Raw genomic sequence first — 23,389 nt, forward strand, 5'->3', positions numbered from 1 at the left:
GGCACCATGGTCAGGTTGCCCCTCACACCAGCCGAGGTCGAGCGCGGACAGCGTCTCGGCGCCCTCCTGCGTCGGGCCAGGGGGGATCGCTCGATGCTCGAGGTAGCGCTCGACGCCCGCGTCTCGCCCGAGACCCTCCGGAAGATCGAGACGGGCCGGGTCGCGACCCCTGCCTTCCCGACCGTCGCTGCGATCGCCGACGTCCTCGGCCTCTCGCTCGACGCCGTCTGGGCAGAGGTCACCCAGGCGGAACCTGGCGCTCAGGGGGCCGGAGCGCGCGAGGGCGCGCGCGAACGGTGGGCCTCCTAGGCGTCAGGCCGTACCTACTCGGTCGCGTCGAGGAACGACTGGGCCAGGCGCTTCGGTGCCCGCGCCAGCCACGCGTCCTCGACGAGCTCCTCGAGCTCGGGGACCGCGACCAGGTCGAGGCGAGCCAGGACGATCGGGTAGCCCGCGAAGTGGGTCGTCGTGAAGAACGTGCCGGGCTCGTCGCCCACGAGGGCGAGCTTCTCGCCCTCGTGGGCGACGTAGAACGCGAGGGGAGCGGCGTCCGGCGCCAGGTCGCCCAGCTCGTCGAGGTCCCGACGGCGCAACGGCCTCTCCCACACGAAGCTCCGGCCGTGCACGGCCCACTCGCGCGGCCGGCGCTCCTCGGTGTCGGGGAGGACCGACGCGACCCGACCGACGTCGTCCCAGGTGGCCATGCCTCCGACGCTACGCCTGGCCGGCCCGGATGTCAGAGCGTCGACCTCGCCGCGGCCTCGTCCTTCTCGGTGGCCCCGGGGGCGACGCTCTCGACGAGCACCACGAGCGTCTGGTTGATGCGCTCGAGCTGGCGCAGCACGACGTCCTCGTTGCGAGTCGTGGGCCCGGTCGGGTCGTAGTCGGCGCTGACGTCGAGGTTCTCCTCGACCTTGGTCGGGAGCCTGTCGGCGAGCGCGGCGCGGAGGGCGCCGATGTTGTGGCTCGTGGTGCGGCGCAGGTTCTCCCAGTCCTCGGACGTGAGGTCGCCCCCCGCCTCGATCATGCGCTCGACCGCGTGCGCGAGATGGCGGGTGTAGTAGGTCAGGGACCAGACGGCCGTGAGGCGCCCCTCGATGCCGTCGACCTCGAGCGAGCCCGACGTCCGACGCAGCGGCGCGGCCGTGGCGTTGACCTGCCGGACGTCCTTGTTGATGACGAGGAGCCGCTTGTCGATGGCCTTCCTCGAGATCTTGCTCCCGCCCTCGAGCCGCTCGAGGCCCGCGACGATCACGATCTCGATGTCCGTGACCAGCTGGGTGATGTCCTTGTTGAGCTTGGTGCGCGTGTGCGTCGGGAAGACGAACCATGCGACGAGCAGAGCGACCACGGCCCCGAAGAGCGTCTCCAGGATCCTGATCTCGAGCGCCTGCGTGGTGAGCCGTCCGAGGAACTCGTACAGGAGCGCGAAGATCATGGTGGTCCAGAAGTTCGACACCGCAGGTGAGACCGGCCGGTAGTACGTCGAGGCGAACACCGCGAGGGCCAGCAGCGGCACGATGATCGCGGGGTCTGCTCCCGTCCAGATCGCGATGCCGAAGCCCACGGCTGCACCGACGACGGTGCCCGTGATGCGCTGGGCGCCCTTGACGAACGTCTCGCCGTCCGTGCCGCCCAGCACCTGGTACGCCGCGAGCGTCGCCCAGTACTGGTGGGTCGCGGACACGGCCTCGCCGACGCCGAGCGCCGCGCCCGTCGCCACGGCGACCTGTGCGGCCCGTCTCGTCATGGGCGACAGGGACTTCTTCCCGTCCGACGGTGGTGCGGACGTCGCCAGCTCGTCGAGGCCCGCGTCGTCGACCTGTGCGTCGTCGGGATCGACCGTGGTGAGCGGGGGGGCGTCGGGGTCGAGGCCCGCGGTCTCGGCCGTCCGGAGCACGTCGGCCGCGCGGTAGAGCTCGTTGGTGGCCTGGTACAGCAGACGTGCTGCCTGGGGCCAGTCCGCCGGCGGGCGATCGTCCTGCCAGGGCGCGAGGTGGGGTGTGGTGGGGGTCGGCGCGGAGCCGTCGAGCGGCCGGGCCGCGATCTCCGCGAGGTGGGCCTGCAGCAGCTCGAGCCGGCCCGCGAGCCGGCCCCGGAGCTCGAGAGGGATCGCGGTACCCGTGACGTTGCGAGCCGCCGTCTTGAGGTTGACGGCGGCGAGCTCGGTGTCGAACACGTGCAGGCGCAGCTCGGCGCTGCGGGCAGGATCGAGGCCCGTCGCGTTCTCCTCGCCGGTCAGCTGGCCCGCGAGGAACGCGGCCCCACGGTGCAGCTCGCGCATGTCGAGGCTCACACGCTTGCGGATGTCGGGGTCCCAGCGCGCCCAGGACACGGCGTCGATGAGGGAGTCCATCGAGGCCACCAGGCGCTGACCGAAGCCTTCGATGCCACCCTGCAGCACCTTGCGGGGGCGCTCGGGGAGGATCACGTAGTTCAGGAGGAACGCCCAGGCGATCGCGAGCGCGGCCGCGGTCACGTACAGGAGCACGTCGGAGAGGTGCAGGCGCAGGATGAGCGCGAAGTAGTACGCCACGAACGTGACCTGGCCCAGGGCGCCCCAGCGTGGCCCGAACCGGCCGAGCCACACCCCGAGCGTCGCGACGGACACCACGAGCACCGCGGTCCAGGCAGGGGAGTCGGAGACCAGCGCGCCGAGCGCGACCACGAGGCTGATCGGCACGATCAGCAGGATGCTGGTGATCTTGCGCCCGCGCAGCGTCTTGTCGACCGAGATGCCGGTGCTGAGCATGGCCACGAACCCGCCGAACATCGCGGGTTGCATCCCGTCGCGCCCCGTGGCCTCGAACAGGAAGTACAAGGAGACGACGGCGGCGCTCGCGGCTAGCACGGAACGTCCGGCCGCGCGGAGGCGCGCGTAGCCGGGGTCGACGAGCGAGACGTGCTGGTCGACGAAGGTCTCCCAGCGCGAGAGCCGGCTGCGAGCGCCGCGGTCGCGGGGGCCGAGCGCCTCGACGACAGGGCCCGGGACGTCCTCCTCGAGGTTCTGGAGCGCCAGCGCGTCGTCGCTGTGCAGGATCGAGACCGGCTTGTCGGTGACGATGATCGGCTGGTAGTCCAGGTCCTGGCTGACCGCGAGCGTGATCTGCTGGGCTCGGTAGGCGAAGGGCAGCCACTCGGTGTAACGACGGTAGGAGTCGTCGAGGTCGGTGAGCGGCTCGATCGCCGCGAGCTCCGCCATGTCGCGCTCCAGGTCCACGAAGCGGGTGACCCACTCGTCCCGCCGGCCGCGGTGCCGCTTCTCCTGCGCGAGGCGCGCGAACTCCTCGGCGCTCACGATCTCCGGGACGTCGACGCTCGACCAGCGCAGCCTCTTCTGCAGATACTCCCCGAACTCCAGGAACTGGAACGAGAGGGGTATCAGGTCCGGTTCGGTCGACGCGGTGTGCCCGGTCGGCAGGCCCCAGCGGAGGGCGCCGAGGGTGCCGCCCAGCATCCGGATCGCGTACGGGAGAGCGAACTGGTCGCGCCCGCTCTGGAAGTAGTAGGCAGCGTGGTGGAGCCGGATCCCGTCCGTGTAGCTCGAGAACGTGCTCGCGATCCCGTCGAGGTGCCCGTCGAGGCCGGTGGGCTGCCCCTGCTGGAAGTACGGGGCGAGGCTCGCGACGGCCGAGCCGGCGCCCCGCTCGGCGCTGAAGAACTGTGCCGACAGAGCGCGCAGGTCGCGGATCACGTCGTAGACGCCGAGGAGGAAGGTCAGGATCAGCGAGACGAGGACGACGCCGGTGAGCGTCTCCGCGATGCTGAGGAAGCGCAGCACGTCCGTCTCGGCGGTCAGGGAGGATCCGCCGACCGTCGAGAGCTGCGCGGCGCTGAAGTACATCGCGTTGAAGAAGTCGAGGCTCGCCCCGGTGCCCGACACCGAGAACGCCGTCTTGGTCATCTGGCCGTAGTAGATCAGCCCGAACCCGAGGATCACCCCGAACAGCCAGGCGATCACCGTGATCATGATCTGCAGCCCCGTGACCTGGCGCAGCGCGAGGGGGCGCCACCGCCTGGACATCCGGCGTGTGACGCGACGCAGCAGCCGCCACTGACCCGACGCGAGCGGCCCGGCGATGAATCCCGACTCGTCGTAGTTCAGCGCGGTCAGGAAGACGTCGAGCAGGACGAGACCAAGAATGACGATTCCGAGGACGAGCCACACGGTTTCCACGCGTTCAGGCTATACGGGGCGTTCCGTTCCGGCCCGACAGGAATGTCCGGGTGCCTCGGCATGATCGTTTCGGGTGAATTGTGATGACGATCTGTTGCGACGACGTCGCATCTAGGTCGGGATTCACGGGCGATAAAACTCCTGCTCAGAGCCCTTTCTCTCCTCGGGTTGCAGTCCCGTGCGCCCCGCGTAGGGTCGAAGACATCAGACGCGAAGACCGATGGCTTCCGGCTGCCGGTCGCACCCCGAAAGGTCGTGCAGGCAATGAATCTCACCCCACGAGAAATCGACAAGCTGTATGTGTACCAAGTGGCAGATCTCGCGCGGAAGCGTCGTGAGCGTGGTACCAAGCTGAACCTCAGCGAGGCGCAGGCGTTGATCTCGGAAGCAATTCTCGAGGCCGCGCGGGACGGAAAGTCCGTGGCCGAGTGCATGGAGCTCGGCAAGAAGGTCGTCTCCGAGAAGGACTGCATGCCGGGCGTGCGCGAGAGGCTCTCCCTCCTCCAGGTCGAGGCGACGTTCGTCGACGGCAGCAAGCTGGTCTCGTGTCACGACCCCGTGGCGGCCTGACATATGTCGGCAGGGGCACACGACGAAGCGCGGCTGGTCGTCGTCGGGGGGCACGAGAGCGACGACGGGGCTGACCTCGGATTCCTCCGGGACGCACTGCCCGGTGCGGTCGTCTCGCCGGCGGGGCGCGTCCTGCACAACACGGTGAGTGCACTGCTCACCTCCGGGGACGCACCGGTCGCGGTACTGCCCATGACGTTCGGCAGGAACCCGACGATGGTCGCGGACGTGGCCAAGACCCTCAAGTGGCTGAGCACGGGGGACGGTGCGGGCCGAGTTGTCCTGTGCGACGACTTCGGGACGATCGACCACCTGATCGCGTGGCTCCGCAAGGCCGCTACCGAGACGGCCAAGCACCGACCCGGGGCGGCCCTCGTGATCACGGCCCGGGCGTCGAACCCGTTCGACGATGCGGAGCTGTACCGCGTGGCGCACCTGGTGCGGACGCACGGGGCGGGACTCGAGGTCGAGGTCGCATGCGTCGAGGAGGACGGCGACGTCGCGGACGCGGTGCGTCGTGCCCGGCTGCTGGGCTCGGAGGAGTCCGTCGTGGTCCCGGCCGGATTCGCCAGGACCAGCTCCGCGCCGTGGGGGAGCGGTGAGCTCGCGAGGGCCAGGTTCTACGGTCCGCTCATGTCGGAGCAGGCGATCCTCCAGGTCGTCCGGCAGCGGCTCGCTGCCGCCGAGCACAGCCTGAGCCACGGGCACGACGGCATCGAGACAGGGTTGCTCGCCGACCACGGTCACGGGTACGCGCACTCCCACGCGTTCGAGGAGAGCCAGGGCGGTCATGCCCACCCGCATCCCCACCCGCACCCGCACCCGCATGGCGGAGGGGAGCCCACGCACGCCCCGGTGAACAGCGCGCACGGGCACGACAGCAAGCATCACGAGGCACCTGCAGCCCACGGCGCCTCCAACGACGAGGTACTCACACATCGTCACTGAGCGGTCGCCGAGACCGTCTGGTCATTGCGTCGACAGGCAGCACCCCGACGCGAACAGCAGCAAGTGGAGGGAAGAACGATGCTAGGTAGCCCCAAGTACCACCACACCAACGAGGACATCGAGATCAACGCGGGCCGGGAGACGGTGACGCTCAAGGTGAGCAACACCGGTGACCGCGCCGTGCAGATCGGTTCGCACTTCCACTTCTTCGAGGTGAACCGTGCCTTGCTCTTCGAGCGGGAGAAGGCGTACGGGATGCACCTGGACATCCCCGCCGGCACCGGCGTGCGTATCGAGCCAGGCGACACTCGAGAGGTCACGCTGACGGCCTTCTCCGGGGCGCGTCACCTCGTCGGCTTCAACAACCTGGTCGACGGTGGGCTCGACTCGCAGCAGACCCGGATCGACTCGATCGTGCGTATGACCGAGGGACAGTTCAAGGACGGCAAGCCGGCAGCGCGGACCTCCGGAGCTGCGAAGAAGGGGAAGAAGTAATGGCCATCATCTCCCGCAAGCAGTACACGGACCTGTTCGGTCCGACCACCGGCGACAAGGTGCACCTCGCCGACTCGAACCTCGTGATCGAGATCGAGAAGGACTACAACGAGGGCCACTACGGCGACGAGGTCGTGTACGGCGGTGGCAAGACCGCCCGTGACGGCATGGCCGCCGACCCGCAGGCCACCAGCGCTCAGGGTGCGCTCGACCTGGTCATCACCAACGCCATCATCCTCGATCCCGTCCTCGGCGTGATCAAGGGCGACATCGGGGTCAAGGACGGCAAGATCGCCGGTATCGGCAAGTCGGGCAACCCTCATCTGCAGAGCGGCGTCGACCCGCGGCTGGTGGTCGGCGCCACGACCGAGGTCCTTGCCGGTGAGCACTGCATCGCGACCGCCGGGGCGATCGACTCCCACGTGCACTACATCTCGCCGCAGCAGGCGCAGGCCGCGCTCTCGAACGGCATCACGACGCTCTTCGGTGGCGGCACGGGGCCGACCGACGCGACGAACGGCGTGACCACGACCCCCGGCGCATGGCACCTGCACCGCATGATCCAGGCCGCCGAGGAGATGCCCGTCAACATGGGCTTCCACGGCAAGGGCAACGGGTCGCTGCCGGAGGCGCTCATCGAGCAGATCGAGGCCGGAGCCTCGTCGCTCAAGGTGCACGAGGACTTCGGCGCGACCCCGGCGGTGATCCGGAACGCGCTGACCGTGGCCGACGCGTACGACGTCCAGGTCTCGATCCACACCGACAGCCTCAACGAGGCGGGCTTCGTCGAGGACACGATCTCGGCGATCGACGGCCGCACCATCCACACGTACCACACCGAGGGGGCAGGCGGTGGGCACGCACCGGACATCATGAGGGCCGCCGGGTACCCCAACGTGCTGCCGTCCTCGACCAACCCGACCCTGCCGTACACCGTGAACTCGGTCGACGAGCTCCTCGACATGGTCATGGTGTGCCACCACCTGTCGCACGACATCCCGGAGGACGTCGCGTTCGCCGACTCGCGTGTCCGCGCCGAGACGATCTCCGCGGAGACCGTCCTGCACGACGAGGGCGTCCTGTCGATGTTCTCTTCCGACTCCCAGGCCATGGGGCGTATCGGTGAGTCGGTGACGCGTGCCTTCCAGACCGCACACCACAACAAGGCGGTGCGCGGCCCGCTGCCCGAGGAGACCGGGGACAACGACAACTTCCGCGTGCTGCGCTACCTGGCGAAGGTGACCATCAACCCGGCGATCACGCAGGGCGTCTCGGACTACATCGGGTCGCTCGAGCCGGGCAAGATGGCCGACATCGTGCTGTGGCCCGTCGACTCGTTCGCCGCGAAGCCCAAGGTCGTCGTCAAGGGCGGGCTCATCAACTGGGCCCTCATGGGCGACCCGAACGCGTCGCTGCCCACGCCCCAGCCCGTGTACTACCGGCCGATGTTCGGCGCGTTCGGGCAGGCGCTGCAGAAGACCCGCATCACGTTCATGTCCCAGGCCGCGATCGACAAGGGCGTCCCCGAGCAGCTCGACCTGAAGAGCCAGGTCCTGCCGGTGCGCCGCTGCCGCGCGATCGGCAAGGAGCACATGGTCCGCAACGACGTCGCCCCCGTGATCGAGGTCGACCCGGAGACGTACAAGGTGACGTTCGACGGGAAGCCCGCGCACATCGAGCCGGCCGAGTCCCTGCCCATGACCCAGCTCTTCTTCCTCGCCTGAGGATGGTCATGATCGAGACGGCCCGGACGAGGACCGACGTGAGTGCCCTCCTCGTCAGCCTCCAGCTGTCGGACTCGGCCTTCCCGAGCGGCTTCTACACGATGTCGCACGGGTTGGAAGGGTTCAGCCAGGCGCGCCTGGTCGACCGCGGAGACGTCGAGGGGCTGCTCACGGGTCTGTTGCTGCACTCCGTGGGCCCGGGCGACGCGACAGCGCTCGCCCGGGCCCACGAGGCGGCGATGGACGCCGACTGGGACCGGGTCCAGGAGGTGGACCAGATGCTCTTCGCCTCGAAGCTCAACGCCGAGATGCGCAAGGCCTCGGTCCGCAGCGGGCACCAGCTCACCGACATCGCCCGTGAGGCGATCGGAGGGCCGGAGCTCGAGGAGTGGGGGCGACGGATCACGGCCAAGGAGACGCCGGGATGTCAGCCCGTCGCGACCGCGGTCGCGTACGCCGGCACCCGCGTGAGCACCGAGCAGGCGGTGGCGTCGGACATGTTCGCGTTCGCGGTGAGCTTCGTGGGCGCGGCACTTCGCCTGCGTCTCACGGACCACCGGCACGCACAGGTGGTCCTGCACGCCGTCGGGCCGGTCATCGAGGCCGCGACAGCCGATGCGGTGACGCGAGACCTGACGGACATGGGTGGGTGCGTGCCTCTCGCCGACGTGATGTCGGCACAGCACGAGCGTGCCGAGGCGCGGTTGTTCGCCAGCTGAGCGGTGTCCGCGAGGAACCGTGGACAGGGCGTCGGACGAGACGTAGACAAGAGATACAGGCAGACGAGAAAGACGAGGCAGTCGAATGAGCGAGAACGTCCTGAGGATCGGCATCGGCGGACCGGTGGGTTCGGGCAAGACCGCTCTCACGGAGGCGCTGGTGCCCAAGCTGTTCGCGGCCGGGCGTCAGCCGGCCGTCATCACCAACGACATCTACACGCAGGAGGATGCGCAGCACGTGCGACGCGAGCTCGCGGGGATCCTCGACCCCGAGCGGGTCGTGGGCGTCGAGACGGGGGCGTGCCCGCACACCGCGGTGCGCGACGACCCGACCATGAACCTCGCGGCAGGCGCGGAGATGCTCGAGAAGTTCCCCGAGGTCGACACGCTGATCTACGAGTCGGGGGGCGACAACCTGACGCTCACCTTCTCGCCCTCGCTCGCGGACGTGTTCATCTTCGTGCTGGACACCTCGGAGGGCGAGAAGATGCCCCGCAAGAGGGGTCCGGGTATCACGGAGTCGGACATCCTGGTGATCAACAAGATCGACATCGCGCAGTACGTGCGGACCGACCTCGGGGTCATGGAGTCGGACGCGCGACGGGTCCGCGACGGCAAGCCCGTCGTGCTCACCAACTCGTTGACGGGGCAGGGGCTCGACGAGCTGTACGAGCAGATCTTCACGCTGTGGAACGGCCGACGAAGCGCGCTCGTCGGATGAGTGCGGAGCTCGTGACCGACGTGCCGGAAGCGGCACCCCTGCACGCGGTGCCCGGCGAGCCGACCGGCTCGCCGGGACCCGCGGGCCCTCGAGGGGACTCGTGGACGAGCGCGGACGCCTACGGCGGCTATCGCCTCCAGCCCACGCACTACGAGCCGGACCGTGTCCCGCGGGAGGTCCTCCAGCACAGCAGCACCCCGGACACGCTGGCGACGGGCAGCCCGGGCAAGGTGGGGCTCCTCGAGATCGAGTTCGGCAAGAACGAACGCGGCACCGAGGTGGTCCACCATTACCAGAAGTCGCCGCTCCAGATCATGCGTCCGCTGTACTACGACCCGCTTCGCCCCGACATGCCGTACACGTACCTCATGTCGACGGGTGGGGGCATCCTCCAGGGTGACCGGCTCCGGACGGACCTCACGTTCGGTCCGGGGACGTCCGCGCACGTCACGACGTCGGCGCACACCAAGGTGTACCGGATGGAGCACGACTACGCGGTCGCCCAGACCAACATCGAGGTCGGTGCGGGCGCCTACGCCGAGTACCTGCCTGATCCCGTGATCCCGTTCGCCGACTCCCGGCTCTACCAGCGGACGCGGGTCAGGCTCGACGAGTCGGCCACGCTCGTGGCAGGGGAGACGGTCTTCGCGGGCCGACTGGCACGGGACGAGCGGCACCGGTACACGGTCTTCGCCTCGGACTTCGAGGTCCGGCGACCGGACGGGCTGATCGTCGCGCTCGACCGCGTGCGGCTCACGCCCGAGGACGGGCAGACCGGTGGCCTCGCGGTGCTCGGCGACAGGGACGTGCTGTCGATGCTCTACGTGCTCACGCCTCTCGCCCCTGCGGCCCAGCTCGCCGACCTGCTGCACTCGGTGCTCGCCGAACGGTTCGAGGAGGACCTGTTCCTCGGAGTGAGCGCCCTGCCGGGGGACACGGGCGTCTGGGTGCGGATCGTCGGGGACGACACCGAGGCGGTGGCTCACGCGAACACCGCGGCCTGGCAGGCGGTGCGCCTGCTCCTCACGGGGGTCGAGGCTCCGCTGATCCGGAAGAGCTGAGGTCCCATGAACGCCAAGGCCTCGTCCCTCCTGACCCAGGACGTCCCCGCCCCACCGACCGCTCGACCCGACACCCGACCAGCAGGGAGATGACATGTCAGCGACGAACGCAGCGACAGCACCTTCGAACGCGGCGGCGGTGACTGCCGGTTCCCTGGCCCACGGCCTGTCGCAGATCTTCTTCCAGAAGAACGTCTGGACGGGTCTGCTGATCCTCGCGGCCTTCGTGGTCGCGGACTGGCGCATGGCCCTGCTGGTCGTCGTCGGGACGGTCGCCTCGACGGCCGCGGGCTACCTGATGAAGGTCGGCGCGGACAACGTCGAGATGGGCCTGCAGGGCTTCTGCGGCGCGCTGGTCGGTGCCGCGGTGTTCGCGGCGATGGGCGGCGACCAGGCGTGGTCGTACGTGGTCGCGCTCATCGGTGGCCTGCTGTGCGCCCCGGTGACGTGGTTCTTCGTCTGGCTGTTCGGTACCGAGCCGCTCAAGCGGTTCGCGCTGCCCGCCACCACGGCCCCGTTCTGCACGGTCGCCGGGATCATGTACGTCACCACCACGAGCCTGCACGTCTCCTCGGCCGGCACGCACGTGGCCGACGACACCACGACGGCATTCTTCCGCTCGTTGCTGACCAACGTGTCGGAGGTCGTGCTGGTCAACAGCCTGTGGGGCGGCGCGCTGATCCTGCTGGGACTGTTCGTCGCCTCGTGGAAGGTGGGCCTCGCGGCCGTCATGGGCAGCGTCGTCGGGAGCCTGTGCGCCCTGGCGTTCGGTGAGAACCTGCAGAACACGGCCAACGGGCTCGAGGGCTACTCGGGCGTCCTGACGGCGATCGCGCTCGCGGTGGTCTTCCTGCGCAGCACGACCGCGTCCTGGGTCTACGCGCTGATCGGCACGGTCGCGACGGCCGCGGTCACGCTCCTGATGCACGACCTCACGAGCGGCCCGGTCTACACGTGGCCCTACATCCTCACCACGTGGGTGTTCCTGATCATCGCGGCGTTCGTCCCGGCGCTCAAGCGGTCCTGAGCGGCGTTCTCACAGCACGCACGGCCTGACGGCGGCGCTCCCCGAGAAGGGGAGCGCCGCCGTCGGGCGTGACGGGAGTTCTCGCACCTGCCCGACGGCGACGGACGGGCTCCTCAGAGCGAGGCGCCCCAGCGGTAGCCCACGTAGGCGAGCGCGACGCACACCACGAGGATGCCGATCGAGTAGGCGAACGCCGTCCCGTAGCGCTTCTGCTTGATGAGCTGGACGGCCTCGTAGCTCGCGGTGCTGAACGTCGTGTACCCGCCCAGGAAGCCCGTGCCGATCACGGCGCTGACGTCGGTCGAGGCGATCTTGCTCACGACCAGGCCGGTCAGGACGCCCAGGACGAGCGAGCCCGACATGTTGATGATCGCGGTGGGCCAGGGGAAGGCCGTCTTGACCTTCGAGCGGATCAGCCCGTCGACCACGAAGCGCGTCCCGGCTCCCAGGCCACCGGCGATCGCGAGGAGGAGGAAGATGCCGAGCGTCATCGCGCCGTCCCCTCGTCGCTTGTCTGCTTCTGGGCGTTGACCTTGGTCGCCACGACGATCCCCGCGAACGTCGCGACCGCACCGATCAGCACGGTCGCCAGGACGTAGACGAGGGCCAGGTCGACGCGCGACTTGTCGAGCAGGACCGCGGTGTCGGTCGCGAGCGAGCTGTACGTCGTGAAGCCGCCGCAGAAGCCGGTCCCGAGGAGCAGCTTGAGCCGGGGCCCACGCGGGTCGCCCGGCAGGCGGCGGGCCACGGCCTCGTAGAGGTAGCCCAGCAGGAACGCTCCGACGATGTTGACGATCGGGATCGCGATGGGCAGCTGGTCGATGTCGGGGACCGCGAGCGAGACGCCCTCGCGCCCCGCGGCGCCGAACGCTCCTCCGATCATGACGAGACCGATCGAGGCCCAGCGCAGGTAGCTGGGCCTCGTCGCGGCGGCCATCAGCGCGTCACCCAGGGCAGCGGCGACTCGACCCCGGGGGCTCGGGCCGGGACGACCACCACGGGCCGGTTCTGCCGGTGCGCGAGGTGGACCGCGATCGAGCGGTTGAAGAACTCCTGGACGCCCCCGCCGAACCCGCGCTCGTGCGTGCCCACGACGATCATCGCCGCGTCGACCGTCTCGGCGAGGTGGGCCAGCGCATCGGCGGTGTCCCCGACCAGGAGCCTCGTGCTCCAGCGCACACCGCTCGGGTCGAGCACCGCGGCGAGACGGGCCGCGAGCGCAGGGTCGAACTCGTCCTCGCGCTCGTCGTGGTAGTCCGGGTCGATCGGGGCCGACGTCACTGCCCCGGCCGAGTCCTCCGACACCGCGAAGCGACCGGCGTTCACGTGCGCGCAGATCAGCTCGGTGCCGAACTGCGTCGCGAAGCGCGCCGCGTCGTGGAGGATGTGGTCGGGTTGCCCGGGGGCAACGCCGAGGACGACTGGTTGCGGGTCGAGCCCCGTGTTCTCTCCCATGCTTCGAGGGTAGGTCGGAAGCGGAGGGCATGCCCGAGGAGGTGCTGCGGGCGCAGGATCGAGAGCGGATCGCGTCCCGGCGAGCGGTCGTGTCCTCCCAGGTGCTGGTTCTTCGGCACAATGGTCCCGCCGCGGAGCAGTCGACCGGTCGCGGCGCCAGGCAGGGGTGGTGCCGCCTCTCGTGATCGACCTTCCTCCGAGGAGACGCATGTCCGACCAGTCCCGCAGCGCTTCCCCGGGCAGCACGCTCGACCGGGGCGCTCCCGCGGCCCCGTCCGCGCCCGCAGCGCCGAGCCTGGCCCCCCTCGCAGCCGTGCTGCTCGTGGTGCTCGCCATCCCGCTGTGCTTCCTCCCAGCGCTCCGGGTCCTCGCCGTGGTCCCGGCGACCGTGGCTGTCGCACTGGCCGTCGTCGGCATGGTCCAGGACCGCCGGTCGGCGGGCGGTCGGCAGGTGCTCGCGGTCGCCGCCGCCGTCGGGGGGCTGGTCGTGCTGGTCGTCGCGGTGACGCTGCTCGTCGCGGGGAACGGGACGACCCCCGCTCGCGCGGGGGCGGGTGACGAACCGTCCGCAGGTGGCGTGCTCGACGAGCAGGAGCCCGCACCGACCTCGACGGGACTCCCGGCCGAGCCCCCGGCGGCGACCGGCGACACGGCCCTCGTGCTCGGCACCGGCGTCGTGGTCCCCGAGTACCTCGCACTCTCGGCCGCCGATCCCACGGGGCACCTGAGCGACGACGGCACGCGCGCCGAGGACGCCGGGCTGCCCGTGACGATCACCAACCTCGACGAGGAGGAGCACGTGCTGGCCTTCGAGATCCACGCGCTGGACGCCGCGGGCGACGTGCTCCTGTGGGGCGCCGCGACCGAGGTCGTGGTGCCCCCGGGCGAGAGCGCCCAGCTCCAGGTGTTCGACTTCGACAAGCCGTCGGCCCTGGCCGCCCTGGAGCGCGCCGTGACGTTCCGGGTCAGCAGCCTCTACGTCGACGTCGAAGCGCCCTTCGCGTCCTGACCTAGAACGGGGCCACCTTGCGGGCCGGCGGGAAGATCGCGTCGAGGGCCGCGAGGTCGTCGGCCGACGGGACCCAGGCGCCGGCCTGGGCGTTCTGGGCGACCTGCTCGGGCCGGGTCGCTCCCGCGATCACGCTCGACACCTGCGGCTGGGCCAGCAGCCACCCGAACGCGACCTCGACCTCGGTCACGCCGCGCTCGCGCGCGAACGTGTGGAGCGCCTTCAGCGCCTGCCAGGGCGCGGACTCGAGGAGGTGCGGCTTGCTGTGGACCAGGCGGCCGTCGTCGGGCCCCGTGCCGTCCGCGTACTTGCCCGTCAGCAGGCCGTTCGCGAGCGGGAAGAACGGCAGCACGCCCAGCCCGTACGCCTTCGCGGCGGGCAGGACCTCGAGCTCGGCCTCGCGGTCGATCAGGTTGTACTGGTTCTGCGCCGACACGAAGCGGACGGTTCCCGCCAGGCGCGCCTGGTACTCGGCGTCGGCGATCTGCCACCCCGCACGGTTCGAGTGCCCCACGTAGCGGACCTTGCCCGCGCGGACCAGGTCGTCGAGCGCGGACAGCGTCTCCTCGACGGGCGTGCGCTTGTCCGGCGTGTGGAACTGGTAGAGGTCGATCCAGTCGGTCCCGAGGCGCCGCAGCGACGCCTCGACGGCCTTGACGACGTACCGGCGCGAGCCGCGTGCCCGGAAGTCCTCGCCGTTCGCGCCGTGCATGGGCATGCCGAACTTGGTCGCGACCACCACGTCGTCGCGGCGGCTGCCCAACGCCTTGCCGAGCAGCTCCTCGCTCAGGCCGGGGCGCGCGCCGTAGACGTCCGCGACGTCGAAGAACGTGATGCCCGCGTCGAGAGCGGCGTCGATCAGGGCCGTCGAGCCCTCGAGGGTCTCGGTCGCGGTGCGCGGGCGGCCCAGGTTGTTGCAGCCCAGGCCGATCGCGGAGACCGCGAGGCCGGACGAGCCGAGGCGACGGACCTCGGGGCGGACAGGGGCGATGGGTGAAGACGTCGTCATGCGCCCGACTGTACGTCGCCTCGCGGGGTGGGCGGCGCCGTCGGGCCGTCGTCCCGGCTGGTGGGATCCGGTGCCGGTGCCGCGGGGATCGACGCCGCACGCCCGGCCACCCAGCCCACGAACCGTTCGAGCGGACCGCGCCCCAGCGCCCAGCGCCACACCGTCGCGAAGACCAGGCTCGCCACGACGAGCAGCGCGAGCTCGCCGTTGCCGGTCGCGCTCATGAGCTGGTCCTCCCACGCCCAGATAGCGAGGACCTGCAGGCAGTACACCGTCAGCGCCATGGACCCCACGGCTGCGAGCGGGGCCAGGACGCGCAGCACCGCACGGCTCGATCCCAGCAGGAGGCACAGGCCCAGGACCGCGAGCGCGAACCCACCCGATCCCAGGACCTCCAAGGTCGTGTTCGTGTGCGGCCCCGCGAGCCACAGGTACTCGGGCGTCGGCAGGGGAGCGGACCACGGCAGCGGCTCGGGCTGGTAGATGCCCGACGCGTCCGCGGCCTGCTGCTCGATCAGTGCCGTCGGGCCGCTCCCCGCGAGCACCGCCGTCAGCCAGCTGCCCGTGACGAGCGCCGACGCCATGTAGGCGGCGAACGACGTCACGAGGCCGCCCCCGAGCAACGACACCTGCAGACGGCGCGAGGCCAGGTCGAGCCGCCCGACCGCGAGCCCCGCGAGCACGAACGCCATCCACACGAGGGCCGGGTACGTGCCCGTCAGAAGGAAGTCCGTCAGAGCGCCCGAGCCGTCCATCGGCAGCCAGAGCTCGGCCCGCAGCATGATCTCGGGCCACCAGTACGCGACCGGTGGGCCCAGGACCGCCACCACCAGCGCGAGACCCGCGAGCCGCGGCGGCGACCACCGCAGGAACGGCAGCGCCAGGACGAAGTACGCCGCGTAGAAGCCCAGGATCAGCGCGACCGGGGTGCCCAGCAGGTCGAGCAGTCCCGCGAGCGCGAGGAGCAGGACGGCCCGCACCAGGATGCGCGTGCGCGCCTGGAGCGCCGGGACCCCCGACAGCGGGGCGCGACGCCCCGAGACCAGCGCGAGCGAGACGCCCGCGATCACCGCGAACAGGATCGAGGACCGTCCGTGCACCAGGGAGAGCCAGCCCTCCCCGGTCGAGAAGTCGTCCGACGTGACGCCCACGTGCGCCGCGAACATCCCGAGGATCGCGAGCCCGCGCGCCAGGTCCACCCCGGGGACGCGGTCTCCCGCGGGCAGGAGAAGGTCGGCGTGCCGCCGCCAGAACCCGCCCGACGGCGTCGCGAGGCTCGGGAGGGACAGGTCGGCCGCGGGGGTGCTCACGGGAGAATCCTGCCCCCCGGAGCCGGCTCGCACGTGCAGGACGCACCGGCCGCGGGGGCGCCCGACCGGGCCTCGCGACGACCCGCGACCCGCACCCCGACCCTCCACCGCCCATGATGTGAGAACGGGGCTGTGGGAACCGTGGAAGCGTTCTACCGTGCAAGCATGACCCACACCCCCACGCCGGACCAGGACGTCACCGTCGACGCCTCGCCCGACACCCACGCACCCGATGCCCCCACCGGGGCCCTGGGCAGCACTCCCAGCATGGAGTCCGAGTCGTACACCCACGGCCACCACGAGTCCGTCCTGCGTTCGCACCGGTGGCGCACCGCGGAGAACTCCGCCGGGTTCCTCCTGCCGCACCTGCGCCCCGACCACTCGATCCTCGACGTCGGCTGCGGTCCCGCGACCGTGACCGTCGACCTCGCGCGGCACGTGCCCGGAGGCACCGTGATCGGTGTCGACGCCTCGGCCGCGGTGCTCGACAGCGCCCGTGAGCTCGCCGCCGGCTCAGGACTGAGCAACGTCTCGTTCCAGCAGGCCAACGCCTACGAGCTGCCGTTCGCGGACGACACGTTCGACGTCGTGTTCGCCCACCAGCTCCTCCAGCACCTCTCCGACCCGCTCGCCGCGCTGCGCGAGATGAAGCGCGTCGCCAAGCCGGGCGGCCTCGTCGCCGTGCGCGACGCCGACTACGCCGCCATGACCTGGTACCCCGAGTCCGCGGGCCTCACCGAGTGGAACGAGCTCTACCACGAGGTCACGCACGCCTACGGCTACCAGGCCGACGCAGGCCGTCGCCTCCTCGCCTGGGTCCAGGAGGCCGGGTTCGACCCCGCCGGGATCGTGCCGTCCGCCGGCGTCTGGTGCTACTCGACCCCCACCGACCGCGCCTGGTGGGGCGGCCTGTGGGCCGAGCGCTGCATCGCCTCCAACTTCGCCGTCCAGGCCAAGGAGTCGGCGCTCGCGGACGACGTCGCCCTCGAGCAGCTCGCGCAGGAGTGGCTGCGCTGGGCCGAGGAGCCCGCCGGATGGTTCGCCGTCCTCAACGGCGAGGTGCTCGCCCGGGCCTAGCGCCGCCGTCGGGCCTCGCCGCTGCGACGGACACGCTGACGAACCGCAGGCGCGACGCGCCGCACGCGCCACCACGACCACCACGAGAAGGCCGCGGACCCCCGCCCAGGGGACCGCGGCCTTCTCGTCGGTAGGCTGGGCTCGTGCGCATCGCCAGATTCACCACCGGAGAAGACCCCCGCTACGCCCTCGTGCAGGAGGAGGCGGGCAAGACCTATCTCGCCGTCCTCAACGGCGACCCCCTCTACATGCCCGTCCTGCCGACGGGCGAACGGATCGAGCTCGGGGACGGCGTCCGCCTCCTCGCGCCCGTGATCCCGCGCTCCAAGGTGGTCGCGGTCGGCCGGAACTACGCGGCCCACGCCGCGGAGATGGGCAACGACGTCCCGACGTCGCCGCTCATCTTCTTCAAGCCCAACACCTCGGTCGTGGGTCCGGACGACCCCATCGTGCTGCCCGACTTCTCGGAGGAGGTCAGCTACGAGGCCGAGCTCGCGGTCGTGATCGGCCGCATGGCCAAGGACGTGAGCCCCGAGCATGCCGCGTCGTACATCCTGGGCTACACGATCGCGAACGACGTGACCGCACGCGACGCCCAGCGCACCGACGGCCAGTGGGCCCGCGCCAAGGGCTTCGACTCGGCCTGCCCGCTCGGCCCGTGGATCGACACCGACCTCGACATCGACGACGTCGCGGTGCGCTCGCGCGTCAACGGCGAGATCCGCCAGGACGGCCGCACGCGCGACATGATCTTCGACATCCCGTACCTGGTGTCGTACATCTCCGAGGCGTTCACGCTGCTCCCGGGCGACGTCATCCTCACGGGCACGCCCGCGGGCGTGGGCCGCATCGAGGCGGGCGACCGCGTCGAGTGCGAGGTCGAGGGCCTGGGCGTGCTGGCGAACCCGGTGGTCCGCCGCAACTGACCGTCGTGGGGCCGGAGGGCCGTCGTTCCTCGCGGGACGGCGGCCCTCTCTCGGCCCACGACGGGCGTCGGCCCGGTCGAGCGCCCCGGGTCAGGCGGCCCGTGCCGCCTCGAGCAGCCGGTCCTCGCACCAGCGCTGCGCGTCCTCGAACGTCGTCAGCTCCTGGTCGACCCCGGGCAGCAACCCGCGCTCGAACGGGTCGACCACCACGACGTGCACGCCCTGCCCCTGCAGGCGTGCGACGAGCCCGCGCAGGAGCTGGGCACCGAGCGTCACGACGCGCGAGGTGCGGTGCAGGTCCAGGATCAGCCATCGTTCGCCGCTCGGCAGGGGCGAGGGGAGCTCGTCGACCGAGCGCAGGATGGTCTCGGCGGCCGCGAACTCGACCGTGCCCTGGACTGCCCGCACCGAGATCGCCGAGCCCAGGTCGCGGAGCCGGCGGAGCTGGGAGGGCGTGCGGTGCGCGAGCTGGCGCAGCCGGTCGGCACGCGTGCTCCGGTAGAGCGTCGGTACGTCGCGGTCGGGGCGGTGCATGAGGTGCAGGTCGAACTGCCGCGAGATCTCCTGCGCGGCCGCGACCGAGCGGACGCTGTTGCCGCGCGCGTCGAGCGGCGGGCTGAACAGGCCCAGGCCGAACTGCCCCACGCCCACCGACACGAGCCCGCCCAAGACGCCGCTCTTGGCCGGCAGTCCCGCCCGCAGCAGCCACTCGCCCGCGTAGTCGTACATGCCGCTCGTGGCCATGACGGCCAGGACCCACTCGGTCACGACCTCGTCGACCACGCGCTCGCCCGTGACCGGGTTGACGCCCCCGTTCGCGAGCGTCGCCGACATCACCGCGAGGTCGCGGGCCGTGACCAGGACCGAGCACTGGCGGAAGTAGGTGTCGAGCGTGGCCTCGACGTCCGCGGTGAGCGAGCCGGCGCTGTGCATGAGGTAGGCGATCGCGCGGTTGCGGTCTCCCGTCTCGGACTCGCTCACGTAGACGCGGCCGTCGACGTCGAGCGGGCGCCCCGCGAACGCGCCGAGCAGGTCGAGGATGCGTGCGAAGCGCTCCTCCTCGGAGTCCCCGCGGACCAGGGACGTCGTGACGATCGCGCCCGCGTTGACCATGGGGTTGGGCGGGCGCCCCGTGGCAGGGTCCAGGCGGATCGAGTTGAACCCCTCGCCGCTCGGCTCGGCACCCACGTGCTCGAGGACCTCGGCGAGTCCCCGGTCCATGAGGGCCAGCGCGAACACGAACGGCTTGGACAGCGACTGGATGGTGAAGGGGGAGTCGGCGTCGCCCGCGGTGTAGATGCTGCCCGTGACTCCTGCGAGGGCCACGCCGAACAGCGAGCGGTCGGCCGTGGCGAGCTCGGGGATGTACGTCGCGACCGTGCCCTCGTCGAGGTCGCGGAACGCCTCGTGGACCGCGGCGAGCGCGTCGGCGATGAGCTCGCTCGCACCGGTGCGGCCCGGGTCGGGCGTGGGCTGCGGGGAGGAGGACATGTACGCGATTGTGCCCGCGGGGCGTGCTGGGTGCCCGGCGACGGGCCGCGCACGGTCCCCGGGACCCAGCGGCGATAGGCTGTGGGACGTGATCCCTGCACCTGGTTCCTCGCCCGTCCGCGTCCGCTTCTGCCCGTCGCCCACCGGTACGCCGCACGTCGGCCTCATCCGCACGGCGCTGTTCAACTGGGCGTACGCCCGGCACGTGGGCGGGACGTTCGTCTTCCGCATCGAGGACACCGACGCCGCGCGCGACTCCGAGGAGAGCTACCAGCAGCTCCTCGAGGCGCTGCGCTGGCTCGGCATGGACTGGGACGAGGGCGTCGAGGTCGGCGGCCCGCACGAGCCCTACCGCCAGTCGCAGCGCGGTGACATCTACCAGGACGTCATCCGCCGGCTCGTCGAGGGCGGCTACGCGTACGAGTCCTTCTCGACGCCCGAGGAGATCGAGGCGCGCAACGTCGCGGCCGGTCGCCCCAAGGCCATGGGCTACGACGGGTTCGACCGCACGCTGACCGACGAGCAGAAGGCGGCGTTCCGCGCCGAGGGCCGCGAGCCCGTGCTGCGCATGCGCATGCCGGACACGGACGTGGCGTTCACGGACCTGGTGCGCGGCGAGATCTCGTTCGGTGCGGGCTCGGTCCCGGACTACGTGATCGTGCGCGGCAACGGCCAGCCCCTGTACACGCTGGTCAACCCGGTCGACGACGCCCTGATGGGCATCACGCACGTGCTGCGCGGCGAGGACCTGCTGTCCTCGACGCCGCGCCAGGTCGTGCTGTACCGCGCGCTGCTCGAGCTGGGCGTCGCGCACGTCGTGCCCCAGTTCGGCCACCTGCCCTACGTCATGGGCGAGGGCAACAAGAAGCTCTCCAAGCGCGACCCCGAGTCGAACCTGTTCCTGCACAAGGAGCGCGGCTTCACGCCCGAGGGGCTGCTCAACTACCTCGCGCTGCTGGGCTGGAGCATCTCCGCGGACAACGACATCTTCTCGGTCGAGGAGATGGTCGCGGCGTTCGACGTCGCCGACGTCAACCCCAACCCGGCCCGCTTCGACCTGAAGAAGGCCGAGGCCATCAACGCGACGCACCTGCGCATGCTGGCCCCCGAGGACTTCCGCGACCGCCTGGTCCCGTACCTGCACCAGGGCGGGTTCGTCCCGGCCGACTCGTTCGCGGACCTCTCGGCCGAGCACCAGGCGCTCGTCACGGCGGGCGCGCCGCTCGTGCAGGAGCGCATGGTCCTGCTCGGCGAGGCCAAGGGCATGCTCGGCTTCCTGTTCGTGGCCGACGACGCGGTGCCCGTCGAGGACGAGGCGCGCGCTGCGCTGCGCGAGGAGGCCTCGGCCGTGCTCGACGCCGCGCTCCGCGTGCTCGACGCCCTGGACGACTTCTCGACGGACCCGATCCAGGAGGCGCTCAAGGCCGTCCTGGTCGAGGAGATGGGCATCAAGCCCCGCTTCGCGTTCACGCCGCTGCGCGTGGCCGTGACGGGTCGACGCGTGTCGCCGCCGCTGTTCGAGTCGATGGAGATCCTCGGCAAGGAGTCCGCCCTGGCGCGTCTGCGGGCGCTGCGCGCGTCGCTGTGACCGCGTCCGAGCCGTCGCCCGGCGCGGTGCTGCCCTCGCTTCCCGACGGCGTCGCTCCCCTCGCGGGGGACGTCGCGCCCGGCGGTGCTGTCGACGGTGTCGACGGGGTCCTGTTCGACGTCGACGACACGCTCGTCGACACCCGCGGCGCGTTCGCGCTCGCGATCGACGCGGTGTGTGCGGTGCACCTGCCCCACCTGCCGGTCGAGCGGTACGGCGAGGTCCTCGCGCTCTGGCGGAGCGACCCGCACGGCTGGTACCGCGCGTACACGCGCGGCGAGCTGACGTTCGACGGGCAGCGCATGCTGCGTGCGAACGAGCTGCAGGAGACGTTCGGCGGTGCGGTCCTCGACGAGGACGGGTACGCGGCGTGGAAGACGGTCTTCTGGGGCACGTTCGAGGAGAGCTGGCGCGCGCACGACGACGCCGCACCGGTCCTCGGGCGGCTCGCCGCCGCAGGGGTCAAGGTGGGCGCGCTCTCCAACGCGTCGGTCGCGCTCCAGACGGACAAGCTGGCCCGGTCGGGGCTCTCGGACGTGCCCATGCTCGTGGGCGTCGACACCCTGGGCTTCGGCAAGCCGGACCCGCGGGTGTTCCTCGAGGCGTGCGCGCGCCTGGGCACGGACCCGGCGCGCACGGTCTACGTGGGCGACGAGCTCGACGTCGACGCGCGGGCCGCGGCCGTCGCAGGTCTGACGGGCGTGTGGATCGACCGTCCCGGCACCCGGCGTGGTGGCCCGCACGAGGAGGACCCCGAGGCCGCGCGCGCGGCGGGGGTGCACGTCGTGGCGACGCTCGACGAGGTCGGCGACCTGGTGCTCGCGGGGCGCTGACCGGTCGGGCCCCTGCCGGTGTCGCGGTGAGGTTGATCGCTGGCCCGTGACCTGTCAGACGGTCCTCGAGCGCGGCGCTCCGGCGCTCCCGGCCGCGACCGCCGCGATCCGTCGGGCCGCCGCCGAGAGCTCGGTGCCGTCCTTCCAGACCATCCGCAGCCGCCGTGAGAGGTCGAGACCGGGCACCTGGATCTCTGCGAGCGTGCCGCGAGCAAGGTCGTCCGCGACCGTCAGCCGGGACAGCACGGCGACCGCGCCGCCGTACTGCACCGCGGTCTTGAGCGACGCGGTCGAGCCCAGGTAGGGCAGGTGGTCGGGGAGGCGGGCGCCGGCCGCCACGAGCGACTTCTCGAGCGTCTCGCGCGTTCCCGAGCCGCGCTCGCGGACGACGAGCCCACCGGTCACCAGCTCCTCGACCGTCGCGGTACGCCGTCGCCGCCCGGCCCACGGGTGCGTCGCCGCGACGACCACGACCAGCTCGTCGTGGGCCAGGGTGCGGCTGCGCAGCCCCCGACGCAGGGTCGAGCTCTCGATGAAGCCGAGCTCGGCGTCGTCCGACAGCACGAGCTCCATGACGGTCCGGGAGTTGCGCACGAGCAGCTCGACGTCGGGGGAGGCGGGCCCTCGGGCGGCCGCCGACGAGCCGCGCTGCTCCGACGAGCCGCCCGGTCCCGACACCGGACCGGTCGCCGCCCCGGACCCGGGCACCGGGGTCAGACCGTCGAGCGCGAGCGTCGCGAGCCAGCGAGGGGCGAGGTACTCGGCGATCGTCAGGCTGGCCGCCAGGCGGATCCGGGCCGAGGGGGCCTCGCGCAGCGCCGCGGCCGACGTCTCGAAGCGGTCCGAGGCGTCGATGACCTCGCGAGCCCAGGTCGCGGTCGCGCGCCCGGTCTCGGTGAGGCGGGCGCCGCGCGTCGAGCGTGCGACGAGCTCGAGCCCCAGGTGCTTCTCGAGGCGCCGCATGCCGGCCGAGGCGCTGGGCTGGGAGATGCCCAGCGCTCGTGCGGCGGCGCTGATCGAGCCGTGGCTGTCGGTCGCGACGAGCAGCTCCAGGAGGCCCAGCGACGTCCGGTCCCGGCGCGGGGGAAGGGTGTTCGGGAGGTGCTGCGGGGCGGTCTCGGCCATAGCTTCATCCTATGGCTCGGTCGCCAGGTAGGCCTTCCGGCGCCGTTCTCGTCGCGGCACGGTGGAAGCATGACCCCCACGACCGACCTCGACACCCCCACCCCGGACGCTGTCGCTTATACCC

The 23,389-nt window shown here is 71.3% G+C and carries 23 protein-coding genes; 14 read left to right on the forward strand and 9 right to left on the reverse strand.

What is annotated here, in order from left to right:
* Positions 1 to 6: 6 nt before the first annotated feature.
* Positions 7 to 309, forward strand: coding sequence for a helix-turn-helix transcriptional regulator (locus OERS_RS06955; RefSeq protein ID WP_056648233.1), 303 nt, complete (start codon positions 7 to 9; stop codon positions 307 to 309).
* Positions 310 to 323: 14 nt separating this feature from the next.
* On the opposite strand, the gene OERS_RS06960 is transcribed toward OERS_RS06955, so the two are convergent.
* Together OERS_RS06960 and OERS_RS06965 are read right to left on the reverse strand one after the other, a co-directional pair.
* Positions 324 to 704, reverse strand: coding sequence for an MmcQ/YjbR family DNA-binding protein (locus OERS_RS06960; RefSeq protein ID WP_068625242.1), 381 nt, complete (start codon positions 702 to 704; stop codon positions 324 to 326).
* A 32-nt stretch (positions 705 to 736) separates the two neighbouring features.
* The gene (locus OERS_RS06965; protein WP_139107728.1) at positions 737 to 4,177 is read right to left on the reverse strand and encodes an FUSC family protein; all 3,441 of its coding nucleotides are present in this window, start codon (positions 4,175 to 4,177) and stop codon (positions 737 to 739) included.
* A 264-nt stretch (positions 4,178 to 4,441) separates the two neighbouring features.
* Here OERS_RS06965 and OERS_RS06970 point away from each other — a divergent pair, with 264 nt between their 5' ends.
* From OERS_RS06970 to OERS_RS07005, 8 genes are all read left to right on the forward strand, one after another.
* A complete protein-coding gene (locus tag OERS_RS06970; protein ID WP_056648226.1) occupies positions 4,442 to 4,747 on the forward strand; it encodes an urease subunit gamma in 306 nt (101 codons plus the stop codon).
* A 192-nt stretch (positions 4,748 to 4,939) separates the two neighbouring features.
* The gene (locus tag OERS_RS06975; RefSeq protein ID WP_139107729.1) at positions 4,940 to 5,695 is read left to right on the forward strand and encodes a hypothetical protein; all 756 of its coding nucleotides are present in this window, start codon (positions 4,940 to 4,942) and stop codon (positions 5,693 to 5,695) included.
* Positions 5,696 to 5,773: 78 nt separating this feature from the next.
* Positions 5,774 to 6,190 (forward strand): urease subunit beta, encoded by a 417-nt coding sequence (locus OERS_RS06980; RefSeq protein WP_068625245.1) that lies wholly within the window; start codon positions 5,774 to 5,776, stop codon positions 6,188 to 6,190.
* A complete protein-coding gene (gene ureC, locus OERS_RS06985) occupies positions 6,190 to 7,914 on the forward strand; it encodes an urease subunit alpha (protein ID WP_068625246.1) in 1,725 nt (574 codons plus the stop codon). The genes OERS_RS06980 and ureC overlap by 1 nt, the downstream gene beginning before the upstream one ends.
* A 38-nt stretch (positions 7,915 to 7,952) precedes the next feature.
* Complete coding sequence (locus OERS_RS06990) at positions 7,953 to 8,633, forward strand: urease accessory protein UreF (protein ID WP_231907726.1); 681 nt, start codon at positions 7,953 to 7,955, stop codon at positions 8,631 to 8,633.
* A gap of 85 nt (positions 8,634 to 8,718) precedes the next feature.
* Positions 8,719 to 9,354 carry an urease accessory protein UreG gene (gene ureG, locus OERS_RS06995; RefSeq protein WP_056648213.1) on the forward strand — a complete coding sequence of 212 codons (636 nt, stop codon included), beginning with the start codon at positions 8,719 to 8,721 and terminating at the stop codon, positions 9,352 to 9,354.
* Positions 9,351 to 10,415: an urease accessory protein UreD gene (locus OERS_RS07000; protein ID WP_083201280.1), complete on the forward strand. Its 1,065-nt coding sequence runs from the start codon at positions 9,351 to 9,353 to the stop codon at positions 10,413 to 10,415. The genes ureG and OERS_RS07000 overlap by 4 nt, the downstream gene beginning before the upstream one ends.
* Positions 10,416 to 10,554: 139 nt before the next feature.
* A complete protein-coding gene (locus OERS_RS07005; protein WP_056648210.1) occupies positions 10,555 to 11,442 on the forward strand; it encodes an urea transporter in 888 nt (295 codons plus the stop codon).
* Between the two features lie 113 nt (positions 11,443 to 11,555).
* Here the strand turns inward: OERS_RS07005 and crcB are convergent, their stop codons facing one another.
* Genes crcB through OERS_RS21485 form a run of 3 tightly spaced genes read right to left on the reverse strand, consistent with a single transcriptional unit; the run spans position 11,556 to position 12,897 of the window.
* Complete coding sequence (crcB, locus tag OERS_RS07010; protein ID WP_056648207.1) at positions 11,556 to 11,933, reverse strand: fluoride efflux transporter CrcB; 378 nt, start codon at positions 11,931 to 11,933, stop codon at positions 11,556 to 11,558.
* A complete protein-coding gene (locus OERS_RS07015) occupies positions 11,930 to 12,379 on the reverse strand; it encodes a fluoride efflux transporter FluC (RefSeq protein WP_068625247.1) in 450 nt (149 codons plus the stop codon). Before OERS_RS07015 ends, crcB begins: the two co-directional genes overlap by 4 nt.
* Positions 12,379 to 12,897, reverse strand: a complete 519-nt coding sequence (locus OERS_RS21485; protein ID WP_068625248.1) for a universal stress protein — start codon at positions 12,895 to 12,897, stop codon at positions 12,379 to 12,381. The genes OERS_RS07015 and OERS_RS21485 overlap by 1 nt, the downstream gene beginning before the upstream one ends.
* Before the next feature lie 208 nt (positions 12,898 to 13,105).
* Between OERS_RS21485 and OERS_RS07025 the strand changes: the two genes are divergently transcribed.
* On the forward strand, positions 13,106 to 13,906 hold the full coding sequence (locus OERS_RS07025) for a hypothetical protein (protein WP_068625249.1): 801 nt from the start codon (positions 13,106 to 13,108) through the stop codon (positions 13,904 to 13,906).
* A 1-nt stretch (position 13,907) separates the two neighbouring features.
* Here the strand turns inward: OERS_RS07025 and OERS_RS07030 are convergent, their stop codons facing one another.
* Entirely contained in the window at positions 13,908 to 14,915 is a 1,008-nt protein-coding gene (locus OERS_RS07030; RefSeq protein WP_068625250.1) for an aldo/keto reductase, read from the reverse strand.
* A complete protein-coding gene (locus OERS_RS07035) occupies positions 14,912 to 16,225 on the reverse strand; it encodes a heparan-alpha-glucosaminide N-acetyltransferase domain-containing protein (RefSeq protein WP_068625251.1) in 1,314 nt (437 codons plus the stop codon). The genes OERS_RS07030 and OERS_RS07035 overlap by 4 nt, the downstream gene beginning before the upstream one ends.
* 267 nt (positions 16,226 to 16,492) lie before the next feature.
* On the opposite strand from OERS_RS07035, the gene OERS_RS07040 reads away from it, so the two are divergent.
* Positions 16,493 to 17,302: a class I SAM-dependent methyltransferase gene (locus tag OERS_RS07040; RefSeq protein ID WP_056648269.1), complete on the forward strand. Its 810-nt coding sequence runs from the start codon at positions 16,493 to 16,495 to the stop codon at positions 17,300 to 17,302.
* A 143-nt stretch (positions 17,303 to 17,445) separates the two neighbouring features.
* Positions 17,446 to 18,228, forward strand: coding sequence for a fumarylacetoacetate hydrolase family protein (locus OERS_RS07045; protein ID WP_056648194.1), 783 nt, complete (start codon positions 17,446 to 17,448; stop codon positions 18,226 to 18,228).
* A gap of 90 nt (positions 18,229 to 18,318) precedes the next feature.
* Here OERS_RS07045 and glsA read toward each other — a convergent pair whose 3' ends face one another.
* Entirely contained in the window at positions 18,319 to 19,719 is a 1,401-nt protein-coding gene (gene glsA / locus OERS_RS07050) for a glutaminase A (protein WP_068625252.1), read from the reverse strand.
* Here glsA and gltX point away from each other — a divergent pair.
* Entirely contained in the window at positions 19,718 to 21,307 is a 1,590-nt protein-coding gene (gltX, locus tag OERS_RS07055) for a glutamate--tRNA ligase (protein ID WP_083201283.1), read from the forward strand. The genes glsA and gltX overlap by 2 nt on opposite strands.
* Positions 21,304 to 22,140, forward strand: a complete 837-nt coding sequence (locus OERS_RS07060) for an HAD family hydrolase (protein ID WP_322788284.1) — start codon at positions 21,304 to 21,306, stop codon at positions 22,138 to 22,140. Before gltX ends, OERS_RS07060 begins: the two co-directional genes overlap by 4 nt.
* A gap of 54 nt (positions 22,141 to 22,194) precedes the next feature.
* On the opposite strand, the gene OERS_RS07065 is transcribed toward OERS_RS07060, so the two are convergent.
* Positions 22,195 to 23,265, reverse strand: coding sequence for a LysR family transcriptional regulator (locus tag OERS_RS07065; protein WP_083201284.1), 1,071 nt, complete (start codon positions 23,263 to 23,265; stop codon positions 22,195 to 22,197).
* Between the last annotated feature and the right edge of the window lie 124 nt (positions 23,266 to 23,389).

The sequence above is a fragment of the Oerskovia enterophila genome (assembly GCF_001692445.1).
GTDB lineage: Bacteria > Actinomycetota > Actinomycetes > Actinomycetales > Cellulomonadaceae > Oerskovia > Oerskovia enterophila.